Annotated in this window: 22 protein-coding genes; 12 read left to right on the top strand and 10 right to left on the bottom strand. The window is 72.7% G+C overall.

Annotation, left to right across the window (positions count from 1 at the left end):
• Positions 1-18: 18 nt before the first annotated feature.
• Positions 19-1,284, top strand: a complete 1,266-nt coding sequence (gene ilvA, locus XF36_RS02070) for a threonine ammonia-lyase IlvA (protein ID WP_060710660.1) — start codon at positions 19-21, stop codon at positions 1,282-1,284.
• Positions 1,285-1,342: 58 nt separating this feature from the next.
• A complete protein-coding gene (locus tag XF36_RS02065; protein WP_226360665.1) occupies positions 1,343-1,615 on the top strand; it encodes an MSMEG_0570 family nitrogen starvation response protein in 273 nt (90 codons plus the stop codon).
• A 9-nt stretch (positions 1,616-1,624) separates the two neighbouring features.
• Here the strand turns inward: XF36_RS02065 and XF36_RS02060 are convergent, their stop codons facing one another.
• On the bottom strand, positions 1,625-2,803 hold the full coding sequence (locus tag XF36_RS02060) for a benzoate/H(+) symporter BenE family transporter (RefSeq protein WP_060710659.1): 1,179 nt from the start codon (positions 2,801-2,803) through the stop codon (positions 1,625-1,627).
• Between the two features lie 234 nt (positions 2,804-3,037).
• Here XF36_RS02060 and XF36_RS29840 point away from each other — a divergent pair, with 234 nt between their 5' ends.
• From XF36_RS29840 to XF36_RS02040, 3 genes are read left to right on the top strand one after another with little or no spacing between them, the layout of a single operon-like run.
• On the top strand, positions 3,038-3,586 hold the full coding sequence (locus XF36_RS29840) for a DUF1097 domain-containing protein (protein ID WP_082375109.1): 549 nt from the start codon (positions 3,038-3,040) through the stop codon (positions 3,584-3,586).
• Positions 3,583-3,819, top strand: a complete 237-nt coding sequence (locus XF36_RS02045) for a MerR family DNA-binding transcriptional regulator (protein ID WP_060710656.1) — start codon at positions 3,583-3,585, stop codon at positions 3,817-3,819. Before XF36_RS29840 ends, XF36_RS02045 begins: the two co-directional genes overlap by 4 nt.
• Before the next feature lie 48 nt (positions 3,820-3,867).
• Positions 3,868-4,401, top strand: coding sequence for a helix-turn-helix domain-containing protein (locus XF36_RS02040; RefSeq protein ID WP_060714347.1), 534 nt, complete (start codon positions 3,868-3,870; stop codon positions 4,399-4,401).
• Positions 4,402-4,441: 40 nt separating this feature from the next.
• On the opposite strand, the gene XF36_RS02035 is transcribed toward XF36_RS02040, so the two are convergent.
• On the bottom strand, positions 4,442-5,263 hold the full coding sequence (locus tag XF36_RS02035) for a squalene cyclase (protein ID WP_238589071.1): 822 nt from the start codon (positions 5,261-5,263) through the stop codon (positions 4,442-4,444).
• Between the two features lie 229 nt (positions 5,264-5,492).
• On the opposite strand from XF36_RS02035, the gene XF36_RS02030 reads away from it, so the two are divergent.
• The gene (locus XF36_RS02030) at positions 5,493-6,749 is read left to right on the top strand and encodes an IS256 family transposase (RefSeq protein WP_060710654.1); all 1,257 of its coding nucleotides are present in this window, start codon (positions 5,493-5,495) and stop codon (positions 6,747-6,749) included.
• 48 nt (positions 6,750-6,797) lie between these two features.
• Positions 6,798-7,460, top strand: coding sequence for a tyrosine-type recombinase/integrase (locus XF36_RS02025; protein ID WP_238589070.1), 663 nt, complete (start codon positions 6,798-6,800; stop codon positions 7,458-7,460).
• On the opposite strand, the gene XF36_RS02020 is transcribed toward XF36_RS02025, so the two are convergent.
• Positions 7,461-7,814, bottom strand: a complete 354-nt coding sequence (locus XF36_RS02020; RefSeq protein WP_145981229.1) for a hypothetical protein — start codon at positions 7,812-7,814, stop codon at positions 7,461-7,463.
• Between the two features lie 92 nt (positions 7,815-7,906).
• Between XF36_RS02020 and istA the strand changes: the two genes are divergently transcribed.
• A complete protein-coding gene (gene istA, locus XF36_RS02015; RefSeq protein WP_145981219.1) occupies positions 7,907-9,166 on the top strand; it encodes an IS21 family transposase in 1,260 nt (419 codons plus the stop codon).
• Positions 9,163-10,014, top strand: a complete 852-nt coding sequence (gene istB / locus XF36_RS02010; RefSeq protein WP_060713594.1) for an IS21-like element helper ATPase IstB — start codon at positions 9,163-9,165, stop codon at positions 10,012-10,014. The genes istA and istB overlap by 4 nt, the downstream gene beginning before the upstream one ends.
• A 520-nt stretch (positions 10,015-10,534) precedes the next feature.
• Here istB and XF36_RS02005 read toward each other — a convergent pair.
• On the bottom strand, positions 10,535-11,689 hold the full coding sequence (locus XF36_RS02005; RefSeq protein ID WP_060714346.1) for an acyl-CoA dehydrogenase: 1,155 nt from the start codon (positions 11,687-11,689) through the stop codon (positions 10,535-10,537).
• Positions 11,690-11,749: 60 nt separating this feature from the next.
• Between XF36_RS02005 and XF36_RS02000 the strand changes: the two genes are divergently transcribed.
• Positions 11,750-12,457, top strand: a complete 708-nt coding sequence (locus tag XF36_RS02000; protein ID WP_060710652.1) for a TetR family transcriptional regulator — start codon at positions 11,750-11,752, stop codon at positions 12,455-12,457.
• Between the two features lie 127 nt (positions 12,458-12,584).
• Here the strand turns inward: XF36_RS02000 and XF36_RS01995 are convergent, their stop codons facing one another.
• The 3 genes from XF36_RS01995 to XF36_RS01985 all read right to left on the bottom strand — a co-directional run bounded on the left by XF36_RS01995 (position 12,585) and on the right by XF36_RS01985 (position 15,681).
• Positions 12,585-13,508 carry a hypothetical protein gene (locus XF36_RS01995; RefSeq protein ID WP_060714345.1) on the bottom strand — a complete coding sequence of 308 codons (924 nt, stop codon included), beginning with the start codon at positions 13,506-13,508 and terminating at the stop codon, positions 12,585-12,587.
• A gap of 461 nt (positions 13,509-13,969) precedes the next feature.
• The gene (gene purE / locus XF36_RS01990; RefSeq protein ID WP_020625222.1) at positions 13,970-14,485 is read right to left on the bottom strand and encodes a 5-(carboxyamino)imidazole ribonucleotide mutase; all 516 of its coding nucleotides are present in this window, start codon (positions 14,483-14,485) and stop codon (positions 13,970-13,972) included.
• Positions 14,482-15,681 (bottom strand): 5-(carboxyamino)imidazole ribonucleotide synthase, encoded by a 1,200-nt coding sequence (locus XF36_RS01985; protein ID WP_060710651.1) that lies wholly within the window; start codon positions 15,679-15,681, stop codon positions 14,482-14,484. The genes purE and XF36_RS01985 overlap by 4 nt, the downstream gene beginning before the upstream one ends.
• Before the next feature lie 79 nt (positions 15,682-15,760).
• Between XF36_RS01985 and XF36_RS01980 the strand changes: the two genes are divergently transcribed.
• On the top strand, positions 15,761-16,294 hold the full coding sequence (locus XF36_RS01980) for a GtrA family protein (protein ID WP_060710650.1): 534 nt from the start codon (positions 15,761-15,763) through the stop codon (positions 16,292-16,294).
• Here the strand turns inward: XF36_RS01980 and XF36_RS01975 are convergent.
• Positions 16,291-17,565, bottom strand: a complete 1,275-nt coding sequence (locus XF36_RS01975; protein ID WP_020625225.1) for a sensor histidine kinase — start codon at positions 17,563-17,565, stop codon at positions 16,291-16,293. The genes XF36_RS01980 and XF36_RS01975 overlap by 4 nt on opposite strands.
• Before the next feature lie 7 nt (positions 17,566-17,572).
• Positions 17,573-18,229: a response regulator transcription factor gene (locus XF36_RS01970; protein ID WP_043279754.1), complete on the bottom strand. Its 657-nt coding sequence runs from the start codon at positions 18,227-18,229 to the stop codon at positions 17,573-17,575.
• A gap of 65 nt (positions 18,230-18,294) precedes the next feature.
• Between XF36_RS01970 and XF36_RS01965 the strand changes: the two genes are divergently transcribed.
• Positions 18,295-19,113 carry an inositol monophosphatase family protein gene (locus XF36_RS01965; protein ID WP_051050249.1) on the top strand — a complete coding sequence of 273 codons (819 nt, stop codon included), beginning with the start codon at positions 18,295-18,297 and terminating at the stop codon, positions 19,111-19,113.
• Between the two features lie 20 nt (positions 19,114-19,133).
• Here XF36_RS01965 and XF36_RS01960 read toward each other — a convergent pair whose 3' ends face one another.
• Positions 19,134-20,030 carry a hydroxymethylglutaryl-CoA lyase gene (locus XF36_RS01960; protein WP_238589069.1) on the bottom strand — a complete coding sequence of 299 codons (897 nt, stop codon included), beginning with the start codon at positions 20,028-20,030 and terminating at the stop codon, positions 19,134-19,136.
• Positions 20,031-20,047 lie beyond the last annotated feature (17 nt).

Below are 20,047 nucleotides of genomic sequence, written 5' to 3'. Positions count from 1 at the left end.
CGGCCCCGACCGGGGGTCATGACACCCTGGTCGACCGTGACCACCTCTGTGAGCGCCCGGGACGTCGACGACGCGGCGGCCCGGCTCCGCGCCGTCATCGGCCCGACCCCGCTGCAGCTCAACCCCCGCCTGTCCGACGCGCGCGGCGGCGAGGTCTGGGTCAAGCGCGAGGACCTCCAGCCGGTCCGCTCGTACAAGATCCGCGGCGCCTACAACCTGATCGCGCAGCTGCCCGAGGCCGACCGTCTCGCCGGCGTCGTCTGCGCCAGCGCCGGCAACCACGCCCAGGGCGTCGCGTTCGCCTGCCAGCGCCTCGGCGTGACCGGGCGGGTCTACCTGCCCGGCACCACCCCGCGTCAGAAGCGGGACCGCGTCGCGCGGCTGGGCCGCGACGCCGTCGAGATCCGGGTGGTCGGCAACACCTACGACGAGGCCGCCGCGGCCGCCCGCGCCGACGCCGAGTCCACCGGCGCCACCCAGGTCCCCGCATTCGACGACCCGCGCACCGTCGCGGGCCAGGGCACCATCGCCCGCGAGATCCTGTCCCAGCTGGCCGACCCGCCGGACGTGCTGGTCGTCCCGGTCGGCGGCGGCGGACTGCTCGCCGGGGCCATCACCTACCTGCGCGAGCACGCGCCGTCGACCCGGATCGTGGGCGTCGAACCCGCCGGGGCGGCGAGCATGGCGGCTGCGGTGGCCGCGGGCGAGCCGGTGGACCTGGGCACGCTGGACCCCTTCGTCGACGGCGCCGCCGTGCGCAAGGTCGGCGCGGCCACCTTCGACGTGGTGCGCGATGCGGGCGTGGAGCTGCTCGCGGTGCCCGAGGGCCGGATCTGCGTCGAGATGCTCGCGCTCTACCAGTCCGACGGCATCATCGCCGAGCCCGCCGGGGCGCTGTCCCCCGCGGCGCTGGACCGGCTCGGCATCCCCCGCGACGCGACGACGGTCTGCCTGCTCTCGGGCGGCAACAACGACGTCTCGCGCTACGCCGACATCGTCGAGCGCGCCCTGGTCTTCGAGGGACGCAAGCACTACTTCCTCGTCGAGTTCCCGCAGGAGCCGGGCGCGCTGCGCCGCTTCCTCGACGACGTCCTCGGCCCGGACGACGACGTCACCCTGTTCGAGTACACCAAGCGCTCCAACCGGGAGACCGGCCCGGCGCTGGTCGGCATCGAGCTGGGCTCCCCGGACGACCTGCCCGCACTGCTCAAGCGGATGCAGGAGGCTCCCCCGCACATCGAGCCCATCCCGCCGGACAGCCCGCTGTTCGGCTTCATCCTGTAGACGTCGCGCGCAACACGGCGGCAATCCGGGCCGCCTACCGTGCACGACCGTGCCCGAGATGATGTTCGACGTCCGCTGGCCGGACGGCACCGAGGTCAGCTACTACTCGCCGTCGCTGGTGGTGACCGAGCACCTGGACACCGGCACGACCTACCCGGTGGCGGAGTTCGTCACGCGCAGCCGCACCTGCATGGAGATCGCCGACTCGCGGGTCCGCGCGAAGTACGGCTTCGGCTGCGCGCAGTCGGCCCGCACGATCGCGCTCATCGACGCCGCCGCGGGGCGGTTCGCCCCGACCGACGAGGTGCGGGTGCAGGGCTTCCGCCGCTGATCCCCCGCCTCACGCGGCCGCCGCGCGTCGACGCAGCGCCAGGTGCAGCACCACCCCGGCGAGCAGCCCCCAGAACGCCCCGCCGATCCCGGCGATCGTGACCCCGGCCGCCGAGACCAGGAACGTGGCCGCCGCGGGCACCCGCGCGACGGCCGGGTCCGGCGTCCCGGCGGCGACGGCGAGGGCCCCGGCGAGCGCGGCACCGAACGTGCCGAGCAGGGCGAGCCCCGCGACGGACTCCACGACCCCGGGCGGCGCGGCCGCGACGAGGGCGGCCAGCGTCGTCGCGAGCGGGGCCAGCAGCAGGCAGGTGGCGCCGTTGGCCTGGCAGGCGATCCAGCGCCGGGCCGGGTCGGGATGGGCCTCGGGCGAGGCGGGCAGGGCCGCGGTGATCGCGGCCAGGTTGATCGCGTGCGCCCCGGCGGGGGCGCCGAGCGCCGTGCCGGCGCCGGTGAGGACCATCGCGTACCGCCACGGCACGCGGTAGCCCGCCGCGCCGAGCACCGCGACGCCCGGCACGTTCTGCGAGGCCATCGTCACCACCCACAGCGGCAGCGCCACCCCGACCACCGCGGCGAGGGAGAACGACGGCACCGTCAGCGCGATCTGCGGGGCCTGCAGCCACCCCCAGCCGTCGGCGAGGGCCATGACGATCACCAGTGCCAGCCCGAACGCGGCCGGCGAGGCCCAGCGCGGCGCGACGCGCGACAGGACGACCCACAGCACCACGATCGGCGCGACGAGCAGCGGCCGCTCCACCAGCGCCCGGACCGGCGCAAGGCAGAGCGGCAGCAGCACCCCGGCCAGCATCGCCTGCGCGATCGGCGCCGGGATCGCCCCGACGAGCCGCCCGAGCGGGCGCACGAGCCCCGTCGCGACGACCAGCAGGCCGACGACGACGAACGCGCCGACCGCCGCGGGCCACCCGCCCGCGACGGCGCCGGTGGACGCCAGCAACGCGGCACCGGGCGTGGACCAGGCGATCGTCAGCGGGCGGCGGAACCGGCGGGACAGCCAGATCGTCGCCAGCCCCATCAGGGCGGTGAGCACCACCAGCCCGGACGCGGCCTGCGCCGGGTCGGCACCGGCCGCCGACAGCCCCGCGAGGACGACGGCGAAGGAACTGGTCACCCCGATCACCGCGGAGACCACACCGACCGACACCGGTTGCGCCCAGGAACGATCCACGGGCCCACTCTAACCGCGTCGTTCCGTAAACAGAACTCTCTTCGGGCGGTAAGCAGGATGCTCTGCAGCCGATACACGGGACGCCCTCGGCGGGACCAGAGATGACCGAACCGAGTCGTCCGGAAAACAGGCGGTGACGTCCGGCCCGGCGATCTTGGAACGGGCACCGGCGGCGGCCCATCCTGCGTGGGTCGCCGCGCCTGCCGGCTGCGGCCCTACCGGGAGGTCCCTCCCATGAAGCTGCCCGTCGCTCTGGCCCTGGCGATCGGCGTCGCCGGGGCGGTGATCGCGTACCTCTACCTCGGCCCGCTCTCCGGTCTCGGCCTGTTCGTGCCCGCCACGTTCCTGGGTGCCGCGACCTTCTTCTCGGCCGGTGGTGACCGGCCCGCGCTGGTCACCACCCTCGCCACGAACATCTGGGGCATCGTCACCGGCACCGTCATGCGGATCCTGGCGGGACTCACCACGAACCCCGCCCTGCTGGGCCTGATCATCGGTGGGATGACCGCGGTGTTCATCCTCGATGCGCTCGTCCCGGCGCTCGGGGTTCGCGCCCGGCTCGGTCGTCGGGTCCGCCACCACGGCGGCGTTCGGCCTGCTCAGCGGCGCCTCCGGCACGGACTTCTGGCTGCCCACCGGCCCGTTCACGGTGATGCCGCTGTCGTTCGTGGTCGGCTCGGTCGCGCTCGGCTACGGCTGCAGCCTGATCGTCGGCCGCCTGACCGCCCGCGCCACGGCACCCGCCGCGGCCCGACCGGCGGCGGCACCCGGTGCGACTGGTGACCACCGGTGAGGCCGCGACCAGGCTGGCCCTGAGCCCGCGGGCACTGCACCGCTGGGCCAGGGCCGGTCTGGTGACGCCGGCCTTCCGCGAACCGGACGGCCGAGATCTCGGGGACGTGGAGGATCTGCGGGACCAGGTCACGGCGCACCCGGCACGCTTCTCCACGGCCACCGCGGTGCGCGACCCCGGAACACCCGGCCCGCCACGTGGTCCGGACACCCCGGCCCGGTAGCCCGGGCGCAGGGGCCTCGTGCCGACCGGCCCCGGCTACAGTCGCCCGGTGGACGACGGGGCGCTGCGCACGGCCCTCGGCGCACGGGTGCGGGCGGCCCGGACCGCACGCGGTCTCTCCCTCGGGGTCCTCGCGGAGCGGGCCGGGATCGGCAAGGGGTCGCTGTCCGAGATCGAGAACGGCAGCCGCAACCCGACCCTGTCCACGCTGTACGCCCTCGCGGACACCCTCGCCGTGCCGCTGTCCCGGCTGCTCGCCGAGCATCCCGGGGCCGAGCTCGCCGGCCCCGGCATCACCGTGCGCCTGCTGGAGACCACCACCGACGACCACGGCACCGTCGAGGTGTACGCGCTGGCACTCGTCCCGGGGGCGGTGCACGTGTCCCCCAGGCACGGTCCCGGGGTGGTGGAGCACCTGCTCGTCACCCGCGGTGCCGTCCGGGCCGGACGCAGCGGGCACGAGGCCGAGCTCGGCACCGGCGGGGCCACACACTGGCCCGCGGACGGCGAGCACACCTACGCCGCCCTCGCCGGGGAGCCGGCCGCTGCCGTGCTCGTCATCCGGACCCCACCGACTCCGTGATCAGCGATCGTCAGTACTCACCGCGCTCCGGCACCGATCGTCAGGCCGCTGCGTCCCACCAGGCGAGGATCCGGGTGCCGTACAAGGTCAGCCACGGTGACGGCTCCCCCTGCGGCACGTCGACCTCGAACCACATCTCGCCGGGATCGCGACGGCCCTGCACCCACCACCCGTCCGGACGCCGCGCCGCGCGCAGCACCGCGACGGCCTCCGCCAGGCGCGGGTCGGGCGCCGCACCGTCGAGCTCCGCGGCGCGGCGGAAGTACTCGGTGCCACGCAGCACGTCGAGCCGCCAGCGCAGCGGGTACGCGAGCTCGGCGGGGTCCCGTTCGAGCGGCAGGCGGTCCCCGGTGGACAGCCGGTACAGCAGACGTCGGGACAGCAGGTACTCCTCACCGGAGCGGCGGGCGGCCCGGGTCCCCGACGTCCCTCCGGTCAACCGCTCGTGGGCCAGCAGCCCGTGCAGGGAGTTGAGCGTCGAGTGGACCGACGACCGGGTGGCACCGTCCACCCAGTCGCAGTTCCAACCGCCGTCGGGGAGCTGGTACTCGGCGAACCAGGCGGCGAGCGCATCCATGTCGCGGCCGAGCCAGAGCCCGTTGGCGACGGTCCAGGCGTTGATGCAGGCGTCGACCTCGCCGTCCCAGTAGGGCAGGTCGTCGTACTCCCAGCCGCACGACCCGAGCTTCTCCGCGGTGCCCGCCAGCGCCGCGGGATCCAGGCCCCACTCCCGCAGGGCGTTCAGCGACCAGGTCGTCGCCGTCCACGGCTGACCCTCCACCGTCGACGGCTCGGCCGGGAAGTACGCGCCGCCCGCCCAGGTGCCGTCGTGGTCCTGACGGGCGAGCAGCCGCGCGCCCATCCCCTCGGTCGCGACCCGCGCACGGGTGGCCTCCCAGACCTCGGGAGGCGCACCCGCCAGGTCGCGCTCGACCTGCCAGCGCAGCGCCGGATCGGTGTCGAGCAGCCGGTCAAGTGGCGTCCACCAAGGTGGTGTGCGACCGGCCCGGTGACGAGCTGGTCGAGCTGTAGGGCGGCCACCGCGTGATCTTCTGAACGCCTCTCACAGCCCACAGAAGATGGATCACGCGATGACCGCACCCTCCAGTATCGACCCCACCGAGTTCCTGCACGAGCAGCTGTCCCAGGCGAGCCCGGATCTGCTGCGCCACATGTTGACCACGTTCATCAACACCCTGATGTCCGCCGACGCCGACTCGGTGTGCGGCGCGGCCTGGGGCGAGCGTTCCGAGGCTCGCACGAACACCCGCAACGGCTACCGCCACCGCGACTTCGACACCCGCGCCGGCACGATCGACGTGGCGATCCCCAAGCTGCGCAACGGCTCCTACTTCCCCGACTGGTTGCTGGAGCGTCGTCGCCGGGCGGAGCGGGCCCTGACCACGGTGGTCGCGACCTGCTACCTGCTCGGGGTCTCGACGCGGCGGATGGAGAAACTCGTCGACTCCCTGGGCATCACGAGGTTGTCGAAGTCGCAGGTCTCAGAGATGGCCCGGGACCTCGACGGCCAAGTCGAGCAGTTCCGGACGCGTCCGCTCGACCAGGGCCCCTACACCTTCGTCGCCGCCGACGCGCTCGTGCTCAAAGTCCGCGAGGGCGGCCGGGTCGTGGCAGTCCACGCCCTGCTCGCCACCGGGGTCAACGGCGACGGACACCGGGAGATCCTCGGCCTGCAGGTCAGCTCCGCCGAGGACGGCGCCGGCTGGCTGGGGTTCTTCCGCGACCTCACCGCCCGCGGTCTGACCGGCGTCGCGCTGGTCACCAGCGACGCCCACGCCGGCTTGGTGTCCGCGATCGGGGCGACCCTGCCCGGCGCCGCCTGGCAGAGGTGCAGGACGCACTACGCGGCGAACCTGATGGCTGCGACCCCGAAGCAGTCCTGGCCGTGGGTGCGGGCGTTGCTGCACTCGGTCTATGACCAGCCCGACGCCGCATCGGTGCACGCCCAGTTCGACCGGGTCCTCGACGCCTTGGCCGACAAGCTCCCGAAGGTCGCCGAGCACCTCGACGCCGCCCGAGCCGACGTCCTGGCCTTCACCGGCTTCCCGAAAGAACTGTGGCGCCAGATCTGGTCGAACAACCCCTCCGAGCGCCTGAACCGTGAGATCCGGCGCCGCACCGACGTCGTCGGGATCTTCCCCGACCGCGACTCCCTGATCCGCCTCGTCGGCGCGGTCCTGGCCGAGCAACACGACGAATGGGCCGAAGGACGCCGCTACCTCGGCCTCGACGTCCTCGCCCGCTCCCGCGTCACCACGATCCCCGACACCGCCACCAGCGCTGAGGAGGCGACCTCGACCACCACCATCCCGGCGCTCAGCGCCTGACCGAACAAGAAGATCACGCGGTCGTCGTCACACACCACGCCAGCGGACTTGACCTCATCGGCGAGCAACATCGTCATCTGGCCCCGCACACGCCTCGCCGCGATCGAGCAGCACATTAGCGAACGGTTCCGCCTCGCCGTGATCATCGGAGCAGGTTGCGGTCTGCGCCAGGGCGAGATCCTGGGACTCGGCACCGAGGACATCGACCGCGACTCCATGGTCGTCCATGTCCGCCGTCAGATCAGAATGGTCGAACGGCGAATCGTGTTCGCGCTTCCCAAGGGTGGGAAGACGCGCGTCGTTCCACTGTCCGGCGCAGTCCTCGACCACATCACCGCGCACCTGGACGACTTCCCGCCGTCATCGATCACGTTGCCGTGGGACAACCCCGACGGGGGCCCCGTCAGCGTCGACCTGCTGATGACCGGAGACGAGGGCCGTCTCTACAGCGGGGATCTCTTCAACAAGGTCATCTGGCAAGGCACATTTCGATCCGCCAGCCTCGTCTACCGCAAGCGTGCCGACGGGATGCACGCCCTACGTCACTTCTTCGCCTCGACCCTGCTCTCGCAGGGTGTGTCCGTCAAAGAACTTGCGGCCTACCTCGGCCATAGCGACCCGGGCTTCACGCTGCGGACCTACACCCACCTGGTGCCGTCCAGCTATGAGCGCGCCCGTTCAGCCATCGACGGCGTCCTCGCGGTCGGGTAGTCAGCCCAGGCCGTGCTTCTCGATCAGCGCTCGATGGTCGTCATGCATAGTGTTGGCCCACGGCAGCGGGAGGCGAGCCTCGACGGGCAGATTTTCCCGCTCGTCGTACAGGTCGGAGACCGAGAGCCGACGCGACGGATCGAGACCGTACTTCTGAGGGTCGCGAACGGTCTCCAGCCGAACCGTCTCCGGCTCGATGCCGACACCGACCAGCTGCACCCCCGCAACGCCCACAGCATGGACGAAGCCGGCCCATCCCCATGCGTAGCGCTGGTACGACATCGCTTCCTCGCGGCCGTCGACAACACATGTCGCGGTCGGCCAGTCCTGCCAACGCTGGGACAGCTCGTACACGTGGTCCACCTGGACCTTGTTGTCGACGACGGGCTCAGACTGACCCCCTAGCGTCGGCTTGGGATTGACCCCCTCTGCACGACGCTGAGGGGGTGTTGTCGGTGGAGGACTGGGCCGAGATCCGTCGTCTGCATCGGGCCGAGGGTGTCCCGATCAAGGAGATCGCCCGCCGGCTGGGGGTGGCCCGCAACACGGTGCGCTCCGCGTTGCGGGCGCCGGGCCCGCCGAAGCGGGAACGGGGCCCGCGGGGATCGCTGGCGGATGCGGTCGAGCCGCAGGTGCGGGCATTGCTGGCGCAGTTCCCACGCATGCCGGCCACGGTGATCGCAGAGCGGATCGGGTGGGAGCACTCGCTGACCGTGCTCAAGGACCGGATCCGCCAGATCCGCCCCGAGTATGTCGGGATCGACCCGGTCGACCGGGTCGCCTACGCACCGGGCGAGATCACCCAGTGCGACCTGTGGTTCCCCGAGACCACGATCCCCGTCGGCCCAGGCCAGGAACGGGTCCTACCGGTGCTGGTGATGACGCTGGGCTACTCGCGGTTCTTGTCCGCGACGATGATCCCCTCGCGCCAGGCCGGGGACATCCTGTCCGGGATGTGGCAGCTGATCAGCGACGTCGGGCGGGTGACCCGCACGCTGGTCTGGGACCGGGAGTCTGCGATCGGCGGGACCGGGCGGGTCTCGGCACCGGCCGCTGCGTTCGCCGGCACTCTGGCCACCCGGATCCGGCTTGCCCCACCGCGGGATCCGGAGTTCAAGGGGCTGGTCGAACGCAACAACGGCTACTTCGAGACCTCGTTCCTGCCCGGACGTCGCTTCGCCTCCCCAGCCGACTTCAACCACCAGATCGACGACTGGCTGGCCCGGGCCAACACCCGCACCGTCCGAGCGATCGGCGGCCGCCCGGTGGACGTGCTCGCCCACGACTACGCGGCGATGACTCCGCTGCCGCCGCTGGACCCGCCGATCGGGCTGGCCCAGCGGATCCGGCTGGCACGGGACTACTACGTCCGCGTCGATGCCAACGACTACTCCGTGGATCCGCAGATGATCGGCCGGTTCGTCGATGTCGCCGCCTCACCGCGCGAGGTCGTCGTCTACTGCGCCGGCCAGGTCGTCGCCCGTCACGACCGCAGCTGGGCCCGCCACGCGGTGATCACCGACCCGGCGCACCAGCACACCGCCGCGGCGATGCGCCGCGCCCTGGCCCACGACCGCAACACCCGACAGGCCGCAGCACGCCGTCACCTCGACGGCCACCCGGTGACCCTGCGCGCACTGCCCGACTACGACGCCCTGTTCGGTGTCGACTTCGTCTCCACTGCCGAGGAAGCGAGCAGCTCATGACAACCACACCACCGAAGATCACCACCGACCCCGCTGGGAGCTCGGGGCCGGCCGGTCCGGTGCTGGCCGCGGTCCCCGACGGACTGCCGGCGATGATCGCCTACCTGACCCGGGTCCTGAAGACCCCGACCATCGCGGCCAGCTGGGAACAGCTTGCCGCCCAGGCCCGTGAGGAGAACTGGTCGCACGAGGAGTATCTGGGCGCGCTGCTGCAGCGCCAGGTCGCCGACCGCGAGTCCAAGGGCACGGTCATGCGGATCCGCACCGCGCACTTCCCCCAGGTCAAGACCTTGGAGGACTTCAACCTCGACCATCTGCCCTCGCTGCGCCGCGACATCCTGGCCCACCTGGCCACGAGCACGTTCGTCGCCAAGTGCGAGAACGTGATCCTGCTCGGCCCGCCCGGGATCGGGAAGACCCACCTCGCGATCGGGCTCGGCGTCAAAGCCGCCCACGCCGGCTACTCGGTCCTGTTCGACACCGCCAGCAACTGGATCACCAGACTCGCCGCCGCGCACCAGAGCGGCCGGCTCGAGGCCGAGCTGAAGAAGATCCGCCGCTACAAACTGATCATCATCGACGAGGTCGGCTACATCCCGTTCGACCAGGACGCAGCGAACCTGTTCTTCCAGCTCATCGCTTCCCGCTATGAACAAGGCAGCGTCATGGTCACCAGCAATCTGCCCTTCGGCCGCTGGGGCGAGACCTTCTCCGACGACGTCGTCGCCGCAGCCATGATCGACCGCCTCGTCCACCACGCCGAAGTCCTGACCCTGTCCGGGGACTCCTACCGCACCCGCGCCCGACGCGAGCTCCTGGCCAAACACAACCGCGCCAGCAACGACTGACCATCACCACACCACGCCGGGGGTCAGTTCCAATCCGTCGCTACGGGGTCACTCCCAACCCGCCGTTGACACTTGTTGAACCCATCAGGGAACTGCACCGAGCTACGGTCGGGGCGCATCCGCTCAGACAGCGCGAAAAGGCAACAAAACGCAAGATCCTCGCGGAGGTCCATGCTGTCGAGACGCTGGTTGTGCGTTCCCACCGACAGGTGCGCTCGACCGCCCCGGACTCGGTGGCCCAGCCACAAGGTCGTCATCGGGTGGCCGATCGCGCCCTGATAGAACTCGACCCAAGTCGGCCCCTCCCACGACGCCAGCCCGAAGAAGGGGAAGTCGATCGGTGGGTGTCCTCGATCGACCGGCGAAGCTGCTGCCATCACCCGAGTCTCGCAGCCTCAGCACGAAGGCTGGTGTCGGAGGAGCGGGTCCATGGTCGACGCTCGTCAACCTCGGACGGCCCCGAGACGGCCTGATCATGGTCGCCCCGGGGTCCGCAGCGGGGCTCAACGCCCCGTACACCTCACTTGAGCAGCGAACGCGCCATCACCATGCGCTGGATCTGGTTGGTGCCCTCGTAGATCTGGGTGATCTTCGCGTCGCGCATCATGCGCTCGGCCGGGAAGTCACGGGTGTAGCCCGCTCCGCCGAGCAGCTGGACGGCGTCGGTGGTCACCTGCATCGCGGTGTCGGAGGCGAAGCACTTGGCGGCCGAGGAGATGAAGCCGAGTCCGGGCTCGTCGCGCTCGGCGCGCGAGGCGGCGACGTAGCAGAGCTGGCGGGCGGCCTCGACCTTCATCGCCATGTCGGCGAGCATGAACTGCAGGCCCTGGAACTCGGCCAGGTGCTTGCCGAACTGCTTGCGCTCCTTCATGTACTGCGTCGCGACGTCGAGCGCGCCCTGGGCGATGCCGACGGCCTGCGAGCCGATGGTCGGACGCGTGTGATCCAGGGTGCGCAGCGCGGTCTTGAAGCCGGTGCCCTCGGCACCGATGATCCGGTCCGCCGGGATGCGGGCGTCCTCGAAGTGGATCTCACGGGTGGGCGAGCCGTGGATGCCGAGCTTGCGCTCCTTGGTCCCGACGACGAAGCCCGGGTCGTCCTTGTGCACCACGAACGCCGAGATCCCGTTGGCCTTCTTCTCCGGGTCGGTGACCGCCATGACCGTGTACCAGGTCGACTCGCCGGCGTTGGAGATCCAGCACTTGGTGCCGTTGAGCACCCACTCGTCGCCATCGCGGCGGGCGCGGGTCTTCATCGACGCGGCGTCGGAGCCGGCCTCGCGCTCGGACAGCGCGTAGCTCACCATGGCCTCGCCGGAGGCGACCGACGGGAGAACCTGCTTCTTCAGCTCGTCCGAGGCCGACAGCAGGATCGGGGTCAGCCCGAGCCCGTTGACCCCCGGGATCAGCGACGACGACGCGCAGACCCGCGCGACCTCCTCGATCACGATGCAGCCAGCGAGCTCGTCGGCGCCCTGGCCGCCGTACTCCTCGGGGATGATCACGGCCTGGAAACCGGCCTTGACCAGCGCTTCGCGCGCCTCGACGGGGTACCGGCCCTGCTCGTCGACCTCGGCGGCGTGCGGGGCGATCTCCTTCTCCGCCAGGTCCCGGACCGCCTCACGGAGGGCCATGTGCTCGTCACTGAGCCGGTAGCTGTCGAACTCGCTGTTCATGCCGCCCATGCTAACGGCACTCCGTGCCACAGGCCAGGGGACCTTGCTACCCTCCGTGCCATGGCGACCAGCACGCGGCGCGGGCGTTCCCCCGAGGGGCGCGCCGAGGTGCGGAGGGACCTGGTCGCGGCGGCCGCGCGGCTGTTCACCGAACGCGGCTACGACGACACCACGGTGGACGACATCGCCGCCGCCGCGGGCGTCGGCCGCCGGACCTTCTTCCGCTACTTCCGTGGCAAGGAGGACGCGCTGTCCCCCGACCACGAGCGCGGGCTGGCCCGGATCAGCGAGGTGTTCGACGGCGCGCACCCCGACGAGCCGCTGCCGTCACTGGCGCTTCGTGCCGCGGAGACGGTGTTCGAGCTCTACACCGAGGACCCCGAGGTCGCCCGGCTGCGGTTCGCGCTGGTCGGCTCGGTGCCGGCGCTGCGCGACCGCGAGGCCGCGTCGGTGCACCACTACCGGCGGCTGTTCACCCGCGATCTCACCGCGCGCCTCGGCGACCGCCCCGACGGCGAGCTGCGCGCCGCGGTGACGGCCGCGGCGCTGGTCGCGGCGCACAACCAGGCGTTGCGCCGCTGGCTGGTCGACGGCGCACGCGACGCCGACCTGCCCGGCGCCGTCGACCACTTCCGGCGGGTCGCGTCGATGCTGCCACTGGAGGACGCGGACGAGCCGGCCGCGGCGCCCGACCTGGAGGACGTGACCCGGCGCCTGGAGCGCGCGGCACGGACCCTGGAGCGGGAGTCGACCCGGCAGACGGGCTGAGCGGCCGCCGGGGCCCGCGATCGCGCGCCGGCCGGGAGTGCGCGGTCACCAGCACCCGCCCCGCAGTACCGCCACGTCGAGCATCACACCGGCGGCGCACGCCCCGGGGTATCGCCGTGGGGACCAGTCACGCCCGGACCAGGTCCGGACTCGGTGGTCCGACCCGCCGCCGGGCGTCCGCGACAACGGCCAGGGTGAGCCCGCCGGTCGGCACGGCCAGCAGTCCGACGGCACCCCAGGTGAGCCCGTCCGGGTGCACCAGCGGCTGCCCCCGCAACGCCTGCCACGTCGTGATCGCGAAGACACCGGTCACCCCGAGTACGGCCACTCCCGTGAGTCGGGCCCGCACTCCCGGGTCCCGCAGCCAGACCACCCGGGCCGCCGCGAACCCCAGGGCCGACGCGGACAGCACCAGCAGCTGGATCGCATGCAGGCCGACGAAGTGCGGCACCCGCAGGTCACCCCCGGTGACGCTCCAGTTCGTCAGGGGCATGCCGCCTCCGTCGGGCGTCCCCACCCCGTGCGCACCCGCGAGGGTGACCGGGCGGCCGTACGCGTCGGGCACCGTCCGGCTCGGACCGGCACCGGCGATCCCGAACGCGACCGCCATCCCGCCCGTCGCGAGCAGCAGCCCGGCCCGCAGTGCCCGGGTCAGCGCGACGTCGCCGACCCGCTGGAACAACAGCATCACCGCGATGACCAGGCTGACCCCGAACAGTCCGACGACACCGCTGGAGAAGACCTGCTGACCGATCGCGTTGACCGGGTCGGTGTTCTGGTTGAAGTGGCTGTAGGTGCCCCGCGCCGCGGCGAGGACGATGAACCCGACGTCGACGACGCCGGTGGCGGCGAACGCCGTACCGAGCCACCACATCGTGCGGCGGGCCCGCGGCAGCATCGGGACGAGTGCGCCGAGCGTCAGACCGTAGACGGCGAACGAGACGCCGAACTTCAGCGGCTTGGCCCAGACGGACTCGGCGAGCAGGGTGCGGTCGTCGACGACGAGGCCGACCGCGGCGACCGCGGCGACGGCGGCCATCAGAACGGACATGACGAGCAGTGGCCGGCGCCAGGACGGCGGTTGCGGCTCGGTGGTGTGGCGCACGGATCCCCCTCGGCCGGCACGGTGTGTGCCGTGTCACCGAGCGTGTCGGAGCCCGTAGCCGGTCTCGTCGGGGACCACCCCGAACCCGGGCCGGGGTAGCCGATCCGGGACCCCGGAGTGTCGATCCGGACGAACCCCGGACATGCGTGATCCCCGGGCCGCACCGGGAGTGCGTCGACCGAACCGGACAGCGTTCGGACCCGGGGATCACGGGTGACCGTCGGGAACTCGCCGGCACCACACCGGCTTCCACGACCGCCTCTCCGACGGGTTCTCCCCGCCGGAGCAGAACGTGGTGCTAGCTGACGGCCACCTCACGTGTCCTGCTGTAGCTCATCTGCTGGACCACCTCCTCTCCCGTGTGCCCACACCGTACGCACGGGGTCCGGCGGCCCGCCACCGTAAATTCAGCGGCTCTCGCGGGCGGTCACGCGCAGCGCCGCGTCCTTGTCCAGGACGCTGCGTTCGAGGTCGGCCTGGAACTCCACCATCGCCTGCCGGAGCCGCTCGTCACCGGCACCGAGGATGCGCACCGCGAGCAGCCCGGCGTTGCGCGCGTTGCCGACCGCGACGGTCGCCACCGGCACACCGGCGGGCATCTGCACGATCGACAGCAGCGAGTCCAGACCGTCGAGGTACTTCAGCGGCACGGGCACACCGATGACCGGCAGCGGCGTCGCGGCGGCGACCATGCCGGGCAGGTGCGCGGCACCGCCCGCCCCGGCGACGATCGCCTGCAGGCCGCGGTCGGCGGCCGAGGCGGCGTAGTCGAGCATCCGCTGCGGGGTGCGGTGCGCGGAGTAGACGCCCACCTCCCACGGCACGCCGAACTCGTCGAGCGCGGCGCCCGCGGCGCCCATCACCGGCCAGTCGGAGTCGCTGCCCATGATCACGCCCACGCGCGGGGAGCCGGTCTGCGTCATCGAGGTCCTTCCGGGGAGTGCGGGGAGCGGGGATCACCGGTGTGGGCGGACCAGCCGTCCGCCCACGTCGCGGTGGCGAGCCACCCCGCGGCGAGCTCCGCGCGGGCGCGCACGTCGCTCTCGTCGCGACCGAGGATCGTCACGTGGCCGATCTTGCGCGCCGGGCGGCCGTCCTTCGCGTAGAGGTGCACCTTCGCCTCGGGGAAGCGCGCGAAGCAGTGGTGCAGCCGCTCGTCCATGCCCATCGCGGGCTCCTGCGCCGCGCCGAGCACGTTCGCCATCACCGCGACCGGGGCGACCGGGGCGGTCGAGCCGAGCGGGTAGTCCAGCACCGCGCGCAGGTGCTGCTCGAACTGCGAGGTGACCGAGCCCTCGATCGTCCAGTGACCCGAGTTGTGCGGGCGCATCGCCAGCTCGTTCACGACGACCTCGCCGGGCGCGGTCTCGAACAGCTCGACCGTCATCAGCCCGACGACGCCGAGCTCGGCCGCGATCCGCAGTGCCAGCTCCTGGATCTGCGCGGCGTGGTCCGGGGCGAGCCCGGGGGCGGGCGAGGTGACCCGGGCGCACTGGCCGTCGACCTGCAGGGTCTCGACGACCGGCCACGCGGCGGCCTGGCCGAAGGGCGAGCGGGCGACGCTCGCGGCCAGCTCCCGGGTCATCGGGACCGCTGACTCGACGAGCAGCGGGGTGCCGGCGTCGAGCAGGTCGGTGACCAGCCGCTCGGTGTCGTCGCCACCGGCGCGCAGGAACCAGACCCCGCGGCCGTCGTAGCCGCCGCGGGTGGCCTTGAGCACGACCGGCCAGCCGTGCTCGGCCCCGAAGGCGGCGACGTCGCCGGGCGCGGTCACCTCGGCGAACGCCGGCACCGGCAGGCCCATCTCCGACAGCCGCCGGCGCATCACCAGCTTGTCCTGCGCGTGCACCAGCGCCGAGGGCGGCGGCCGTAGCGGCACCCCGGCCTCGGCGAGCGGGACCAGCACCTCCTGCGGGACGCCCTCGTGGTCGAACGTGACGGCCGAACAGCCCGTCGCGAGCTCCCGCAGCGCGGCGGCGTCGTCGGGGTCGCCGAGGACCACGTCCGGCGTCACCCGGGCCGCCGGGTCGGTCGGCGACGCGGCCAGCACCCGCAGCGTCTGCCCCAGCGCGACGGCGGCCTGGGCGGTCATCCGGGCCAGCTGGCCACCGCCGACCATGCCGACAACGGGCAGGGCGGTCTTCTGCGCGTCAACCCTCTCCACGAGACCGGGAGCCTAATCTGGCACGATCGATCCCGTGACGGTGGTGGAGGCGACGCTCGCCAGGATCCCCCAGCCGTACCGTGACAAGGCGATCAAACACCGTGAGCTGATCAAGTTCCTGATGGTCGGCGGCAGCACCTGGGTCATCGACACGGTGGTGTTCCTGGTGCTGAAGGCCACGGTGCTGGCCGACAAGCCGGTGACCGCCAAGGTGATCGCGGTGCTGGTGGCGACGATGGTGTCCTACGTGCTGAACCGCGAATGGTCCTTCCGGACCCGCGGCGGGCGGGAGCGGCACCACGAGGCCCTCCTGTTCTTCGTGATCAGCGGGATCGGGGTCGCGGTGTACTCGGCACCGCTGTGGGTCTCGCGCTACGTCTTCGAGCTGCAGGTGCCGTTCGTCTCGCTGGTCGCCCAGGAGTCCGCGGACTTCGTGGCCGGGCAGATCGTCGGCACCCTGGTCGGGATGGCCTTCCGCTGGTGGGCCTTCCGCCGGTTCGTGTGGCCGGACCAGTTCGTGCGGCGTCAGCCCCCGCCCGCCCCGGTGGAGCAGGAACCGCGCCCCTAACGGGGTCCGGTCCGGTCCGGGACCGGCGCGGCGGCGGCGACGTCGTCGGTGCGCGCCGCGGGCAGGTAGAGCCGGAACACCGGCGGCCGGGCCCGCGACAACTCCAGCCGCCCGCCGTCGGCCTCGACCAGCGTCCGGGCCAGCGCGAGCCCCAGACCGGTCGAGGACTGCGCGGAGATGCCGCGGTCGAACACGTGCGGGACCAGGTCCTCCGGGACCCCCGGGCCGGTGTCGGACACCTCGACCAGCAGCGCGTTCTCGCCCTCCCGGGCCGCGATCGTGACGGTGCCCTCGCCGTGCTGCAGGGCGTTGTCGACCAGCACCCCGATCGCCTCGCGCAGCCGGGCCGCGGTGACCCGCGCGAGCAGCCCCTCGGGCACCCGCACCCTGAGCGACCGGCCGGCCGCGGTGAGCGGACCGCGCCACTCCCGCTCGGCGTCGGCGACGGCCTCGGCCAGGTCGACCGGCTCGGCCCCGACCGCCCGTGCGGCGCGGGCGGACTCCAGCAGGTCGTCGAGGACGGCGGTGAGCCGCTCGGTCTGCTCCAGGGCCGCGTTGGCCTCGCGGCGGGCGTCCGGGTCGGGGTGGCAGGCCAGCTCGTCGAGGCGCAGCTGCAGCGCGGTGATCCGGCTGCGCAGCTGGTGGGACACGTCCCCGACCAGCGACCGTTCGCGGTGCAGCAGCTGGGACAGCGCGGTCGCCGAGGAGTCCAGGACCTCCGAGACCCGGTCGAGCTCGGCGATGTCGTAGCGGGCCGGGGACCGGCGGAAGTCGCCCGCCCCGAGGCGGGCGGCACGGGCCGCGAGGTCACGCAGCGGGTCGGACAGCCGGCGGGCGGTGTACACCGCGACCCCGGTGCCGACGGTGACGGAGAACCCGACCAGCAGCACGACGACCGCCACCACCTGGGTCTGCTGGGAGCGCATCACCGAGGTCGGCTGGGACAGCTCCATGATCCCGCCGGGCCCGAACGGCAGCGACTCGGTCACCGGCTCGTCGACCCGGTCCACGCCGTAGACGATCGGGGCGGAGTCCGGCGGCACGACGACCAGCCGCGAGTTCGGCGGGATCGCCGCCTCCACCAGTTGTTGCGACTGCGGCCCGGTGCCGTACTCCTCGACGGTCTCGGTGACCTGCTCCAGGCGCTGGGTCAGCTCGGCACGGGTGAAGTCCTCGACGAGCTGCCAGGTCGCGAGCGCGAGCGGACCGCCCAGGAACAGCGCGGTCAGCGCCACCGTCAGCAGGGTGGAGATCAGGATCCGGCGGCGCACGGCGACCTCAGTCCGAGTTGTACCGGAAGCCGACGCCCCGGACGGTGGCGATCCGCTTCTCGCCGCCGATCTTGCGGCGCAGCCACGACATGTGCATGTCCAGCGTCTTCGACGACTTCATGTCCGCGTCGCCCCAGACCGCGTGCAGGATCTCCTCACGCGTCACGACCTGACCGGCGTGGATCATCAGCACCCGCAGCAGCTCGAACTCCTTGTTCGCCAGCGAGACCTCCTCGCCGTCGAGCAGGACGCGGCGGCCGGACAGCTCCATCCGCAGCCCGTCCACCTCGACGACGTCCTGGGTGCGGCGGCGCAGCAGCGCCCGCACCCGGGCCAGCAGCTCGGCCAGCCGGAACGGCTTGGACACGTAGTCGTCGGCGCCGGCGTCGAGCCCCACGACGAAGTCGACCTCGTCGGTGCGGGCGGTGAGCATGAGGACCGGCAGGTCCGGCAGGGTCGCGCGGACCCGCCGGCAGACCTCCAGGCCGTCCATCCCGGGCAGCCCGAGGTCGAGCACGAGCAGGTCGACCTGGGCACGCGTGACGCGGTCGACGGCGCCCACGCCGTCGGCGACGACGTCGACGTCGTACCCCTCGCGCTGCAGGGCCCGCGACAGCGGCTCGGCGATCGCCGCGTCGTCCTCGGCCAGAACCACTGTGGTCATTTCACCGAGCATAGGGCTCCGGGCCCCGGGCACGGTGGCGGTGCGAGCTGGCATGCTCGCCCAACGTGAACCCCGAGCGATGTGTGCCCGCCGAGCCCGGTGACCTGGATCTCGCCCTGCGCCTGGCGGACCTCGCCGACGCGATCACACTGCCCCGGTTCCGGGCCGCCGACCTGCGGGTGGAGCGCAAGCCGGACCGCACCCCGGTGACCGACGCCGACACCGCCGCCGAGGACGCGATCCGGGCCGCGCTGGGTCACGAGCGCCCGGGCGACGCGATCCTGGGCGAGGAGCGCGGCGGGTCCACCGACACCGCGCACGGCCGCGGCTGGGTGATCGACCCGATCGACGGGACGAAGAACTTCTCCCGCGGGGTGCCCGCGTGGGCGACCCTGATCGCGCTCGTCGTCGACGGCGTGCCGACGGTGGGTGTGGTGAGCGCGCCGGCGCTGCACCGCCGCTGGTGGGGCTCGGCGGGGGCCGGGGCCTGGGCACGCGACCTGCCGTCGGGGACGCCGAAGCGGATCGCGGTGTCGGGGGTGGCCGACGTCGCCGACGCCTACGTGTCGACCACCAACACCGAGACCTTCCGCACCGACCCGTCCCCGGCGTCGCGGGAGGGCTGGATCGCGCTGACCGAGGCCTGCTGGGAGTCCCGCGCGTTCGGGGACTTCTGGCAGCACGTGCTCGTCGCCGAGGGGGTCGTCGACGTCGCGGTGGAGCCCGCGGCGAACCCGTGGGACCTGGCGGCGCCGGCGGCCGTCGTCGCCGAGGCGGGCGGGCGGCTGACCGACCTGGCCGGGAACCCGACCTGGTCCGGCGGACACGGCCTGACCAGCAACGGGCTGCTGCACGACGCGGTGCTGGGAGTGCTGCGCGGCTGAGCCCGAGCGGGTGCCCGCGGTCAGGCCGACAGCGCCGTGACCACCCGCGACGGCGACGGCCGGCCCAGGTGCCCGGCCATCCACACGCTGGTGTCGACCAGCTTCGCCAGGTCGGCACCGTGGTCGATGCCGAGCCCGTCGAGCATCCACACCAGGTCCTCGGTGGCGAGGTTGCCGGTCGCGGACCCGGCGTAGGGGCAGCCGCCCAGGCCGCCCGCGCTGGCGTCGACGGTGGTCACGCCGTGCCGCAGCGCGGCGAGGGTGTTGGCCAGCGCCTGGCCGTAGGTGTCGTGGAAGTGCACCGCGAGCCGTTCGACGCCGACCCCGCGGGCGGCACAGGCGTCGAGCACCGCGCCGACGTGCGCCGGGGTGGCGACGCCGATCGTGTCGCCGAGGGAGAGCTGGTCGCACCCCATCTCCATCAGCCGGGCCCCGACGGCGGCGGCCTGGTCCGGGTCGACACCGCCCTCCCACGGGTCGCCGAACACCATCGACACGTAGGCCCGCACCCGCAGGCCCTCGCGCACCGCGCGGGTGACGGTGGGCTCGAACATCGCGAACTGCTCGTCGAGCGTGCGGTTGAGGTTGCGCTTCGCGAACGTCTCGGTGGCCGAGGCGAACACCGCGACGTGGTCGCAGCCCGCCTCGATCGCGCGGTCCAGGCCGTGCTCGTTCGGGGTGAGCACCGGGTAGTCGAGGCCGGCGCGTCGGTCGAGCACGGCCAGCAGGTCGGCGGCGTCGGCGAGCTGGGGCACCCACCTCGGGTGCACGAAGCTGGTCGCCTCCAGCGTGCGCAGGCCCGCGTCGGCGAGCCGGTCGAGGAACTCGGCCTTCACCGCGACCGGGAGGACGGTCTTCTCGTTCTGCAGCCCGTCGCGGGGGCCGACCTCGTAGATCTCGACGCGTTCCGGGAGCACGGGGTCGCGCACCGTCG

This window comes from Pseudonocardia sp. HH130629-09, assembly GCF_001294645.1.
In the GTDB taxonomy this organism is placed as follows: Bacteria; Actinomycetota; Actinomycetes; order Mycobacteriales; family Pseudonocardiaceae; genus Pseudonocardia.
The sequence above is the reverse complement of the archived record's forward strand: the minus strand, read 5'-3'. Positions and strand labels throughout refer to the sequence as shown.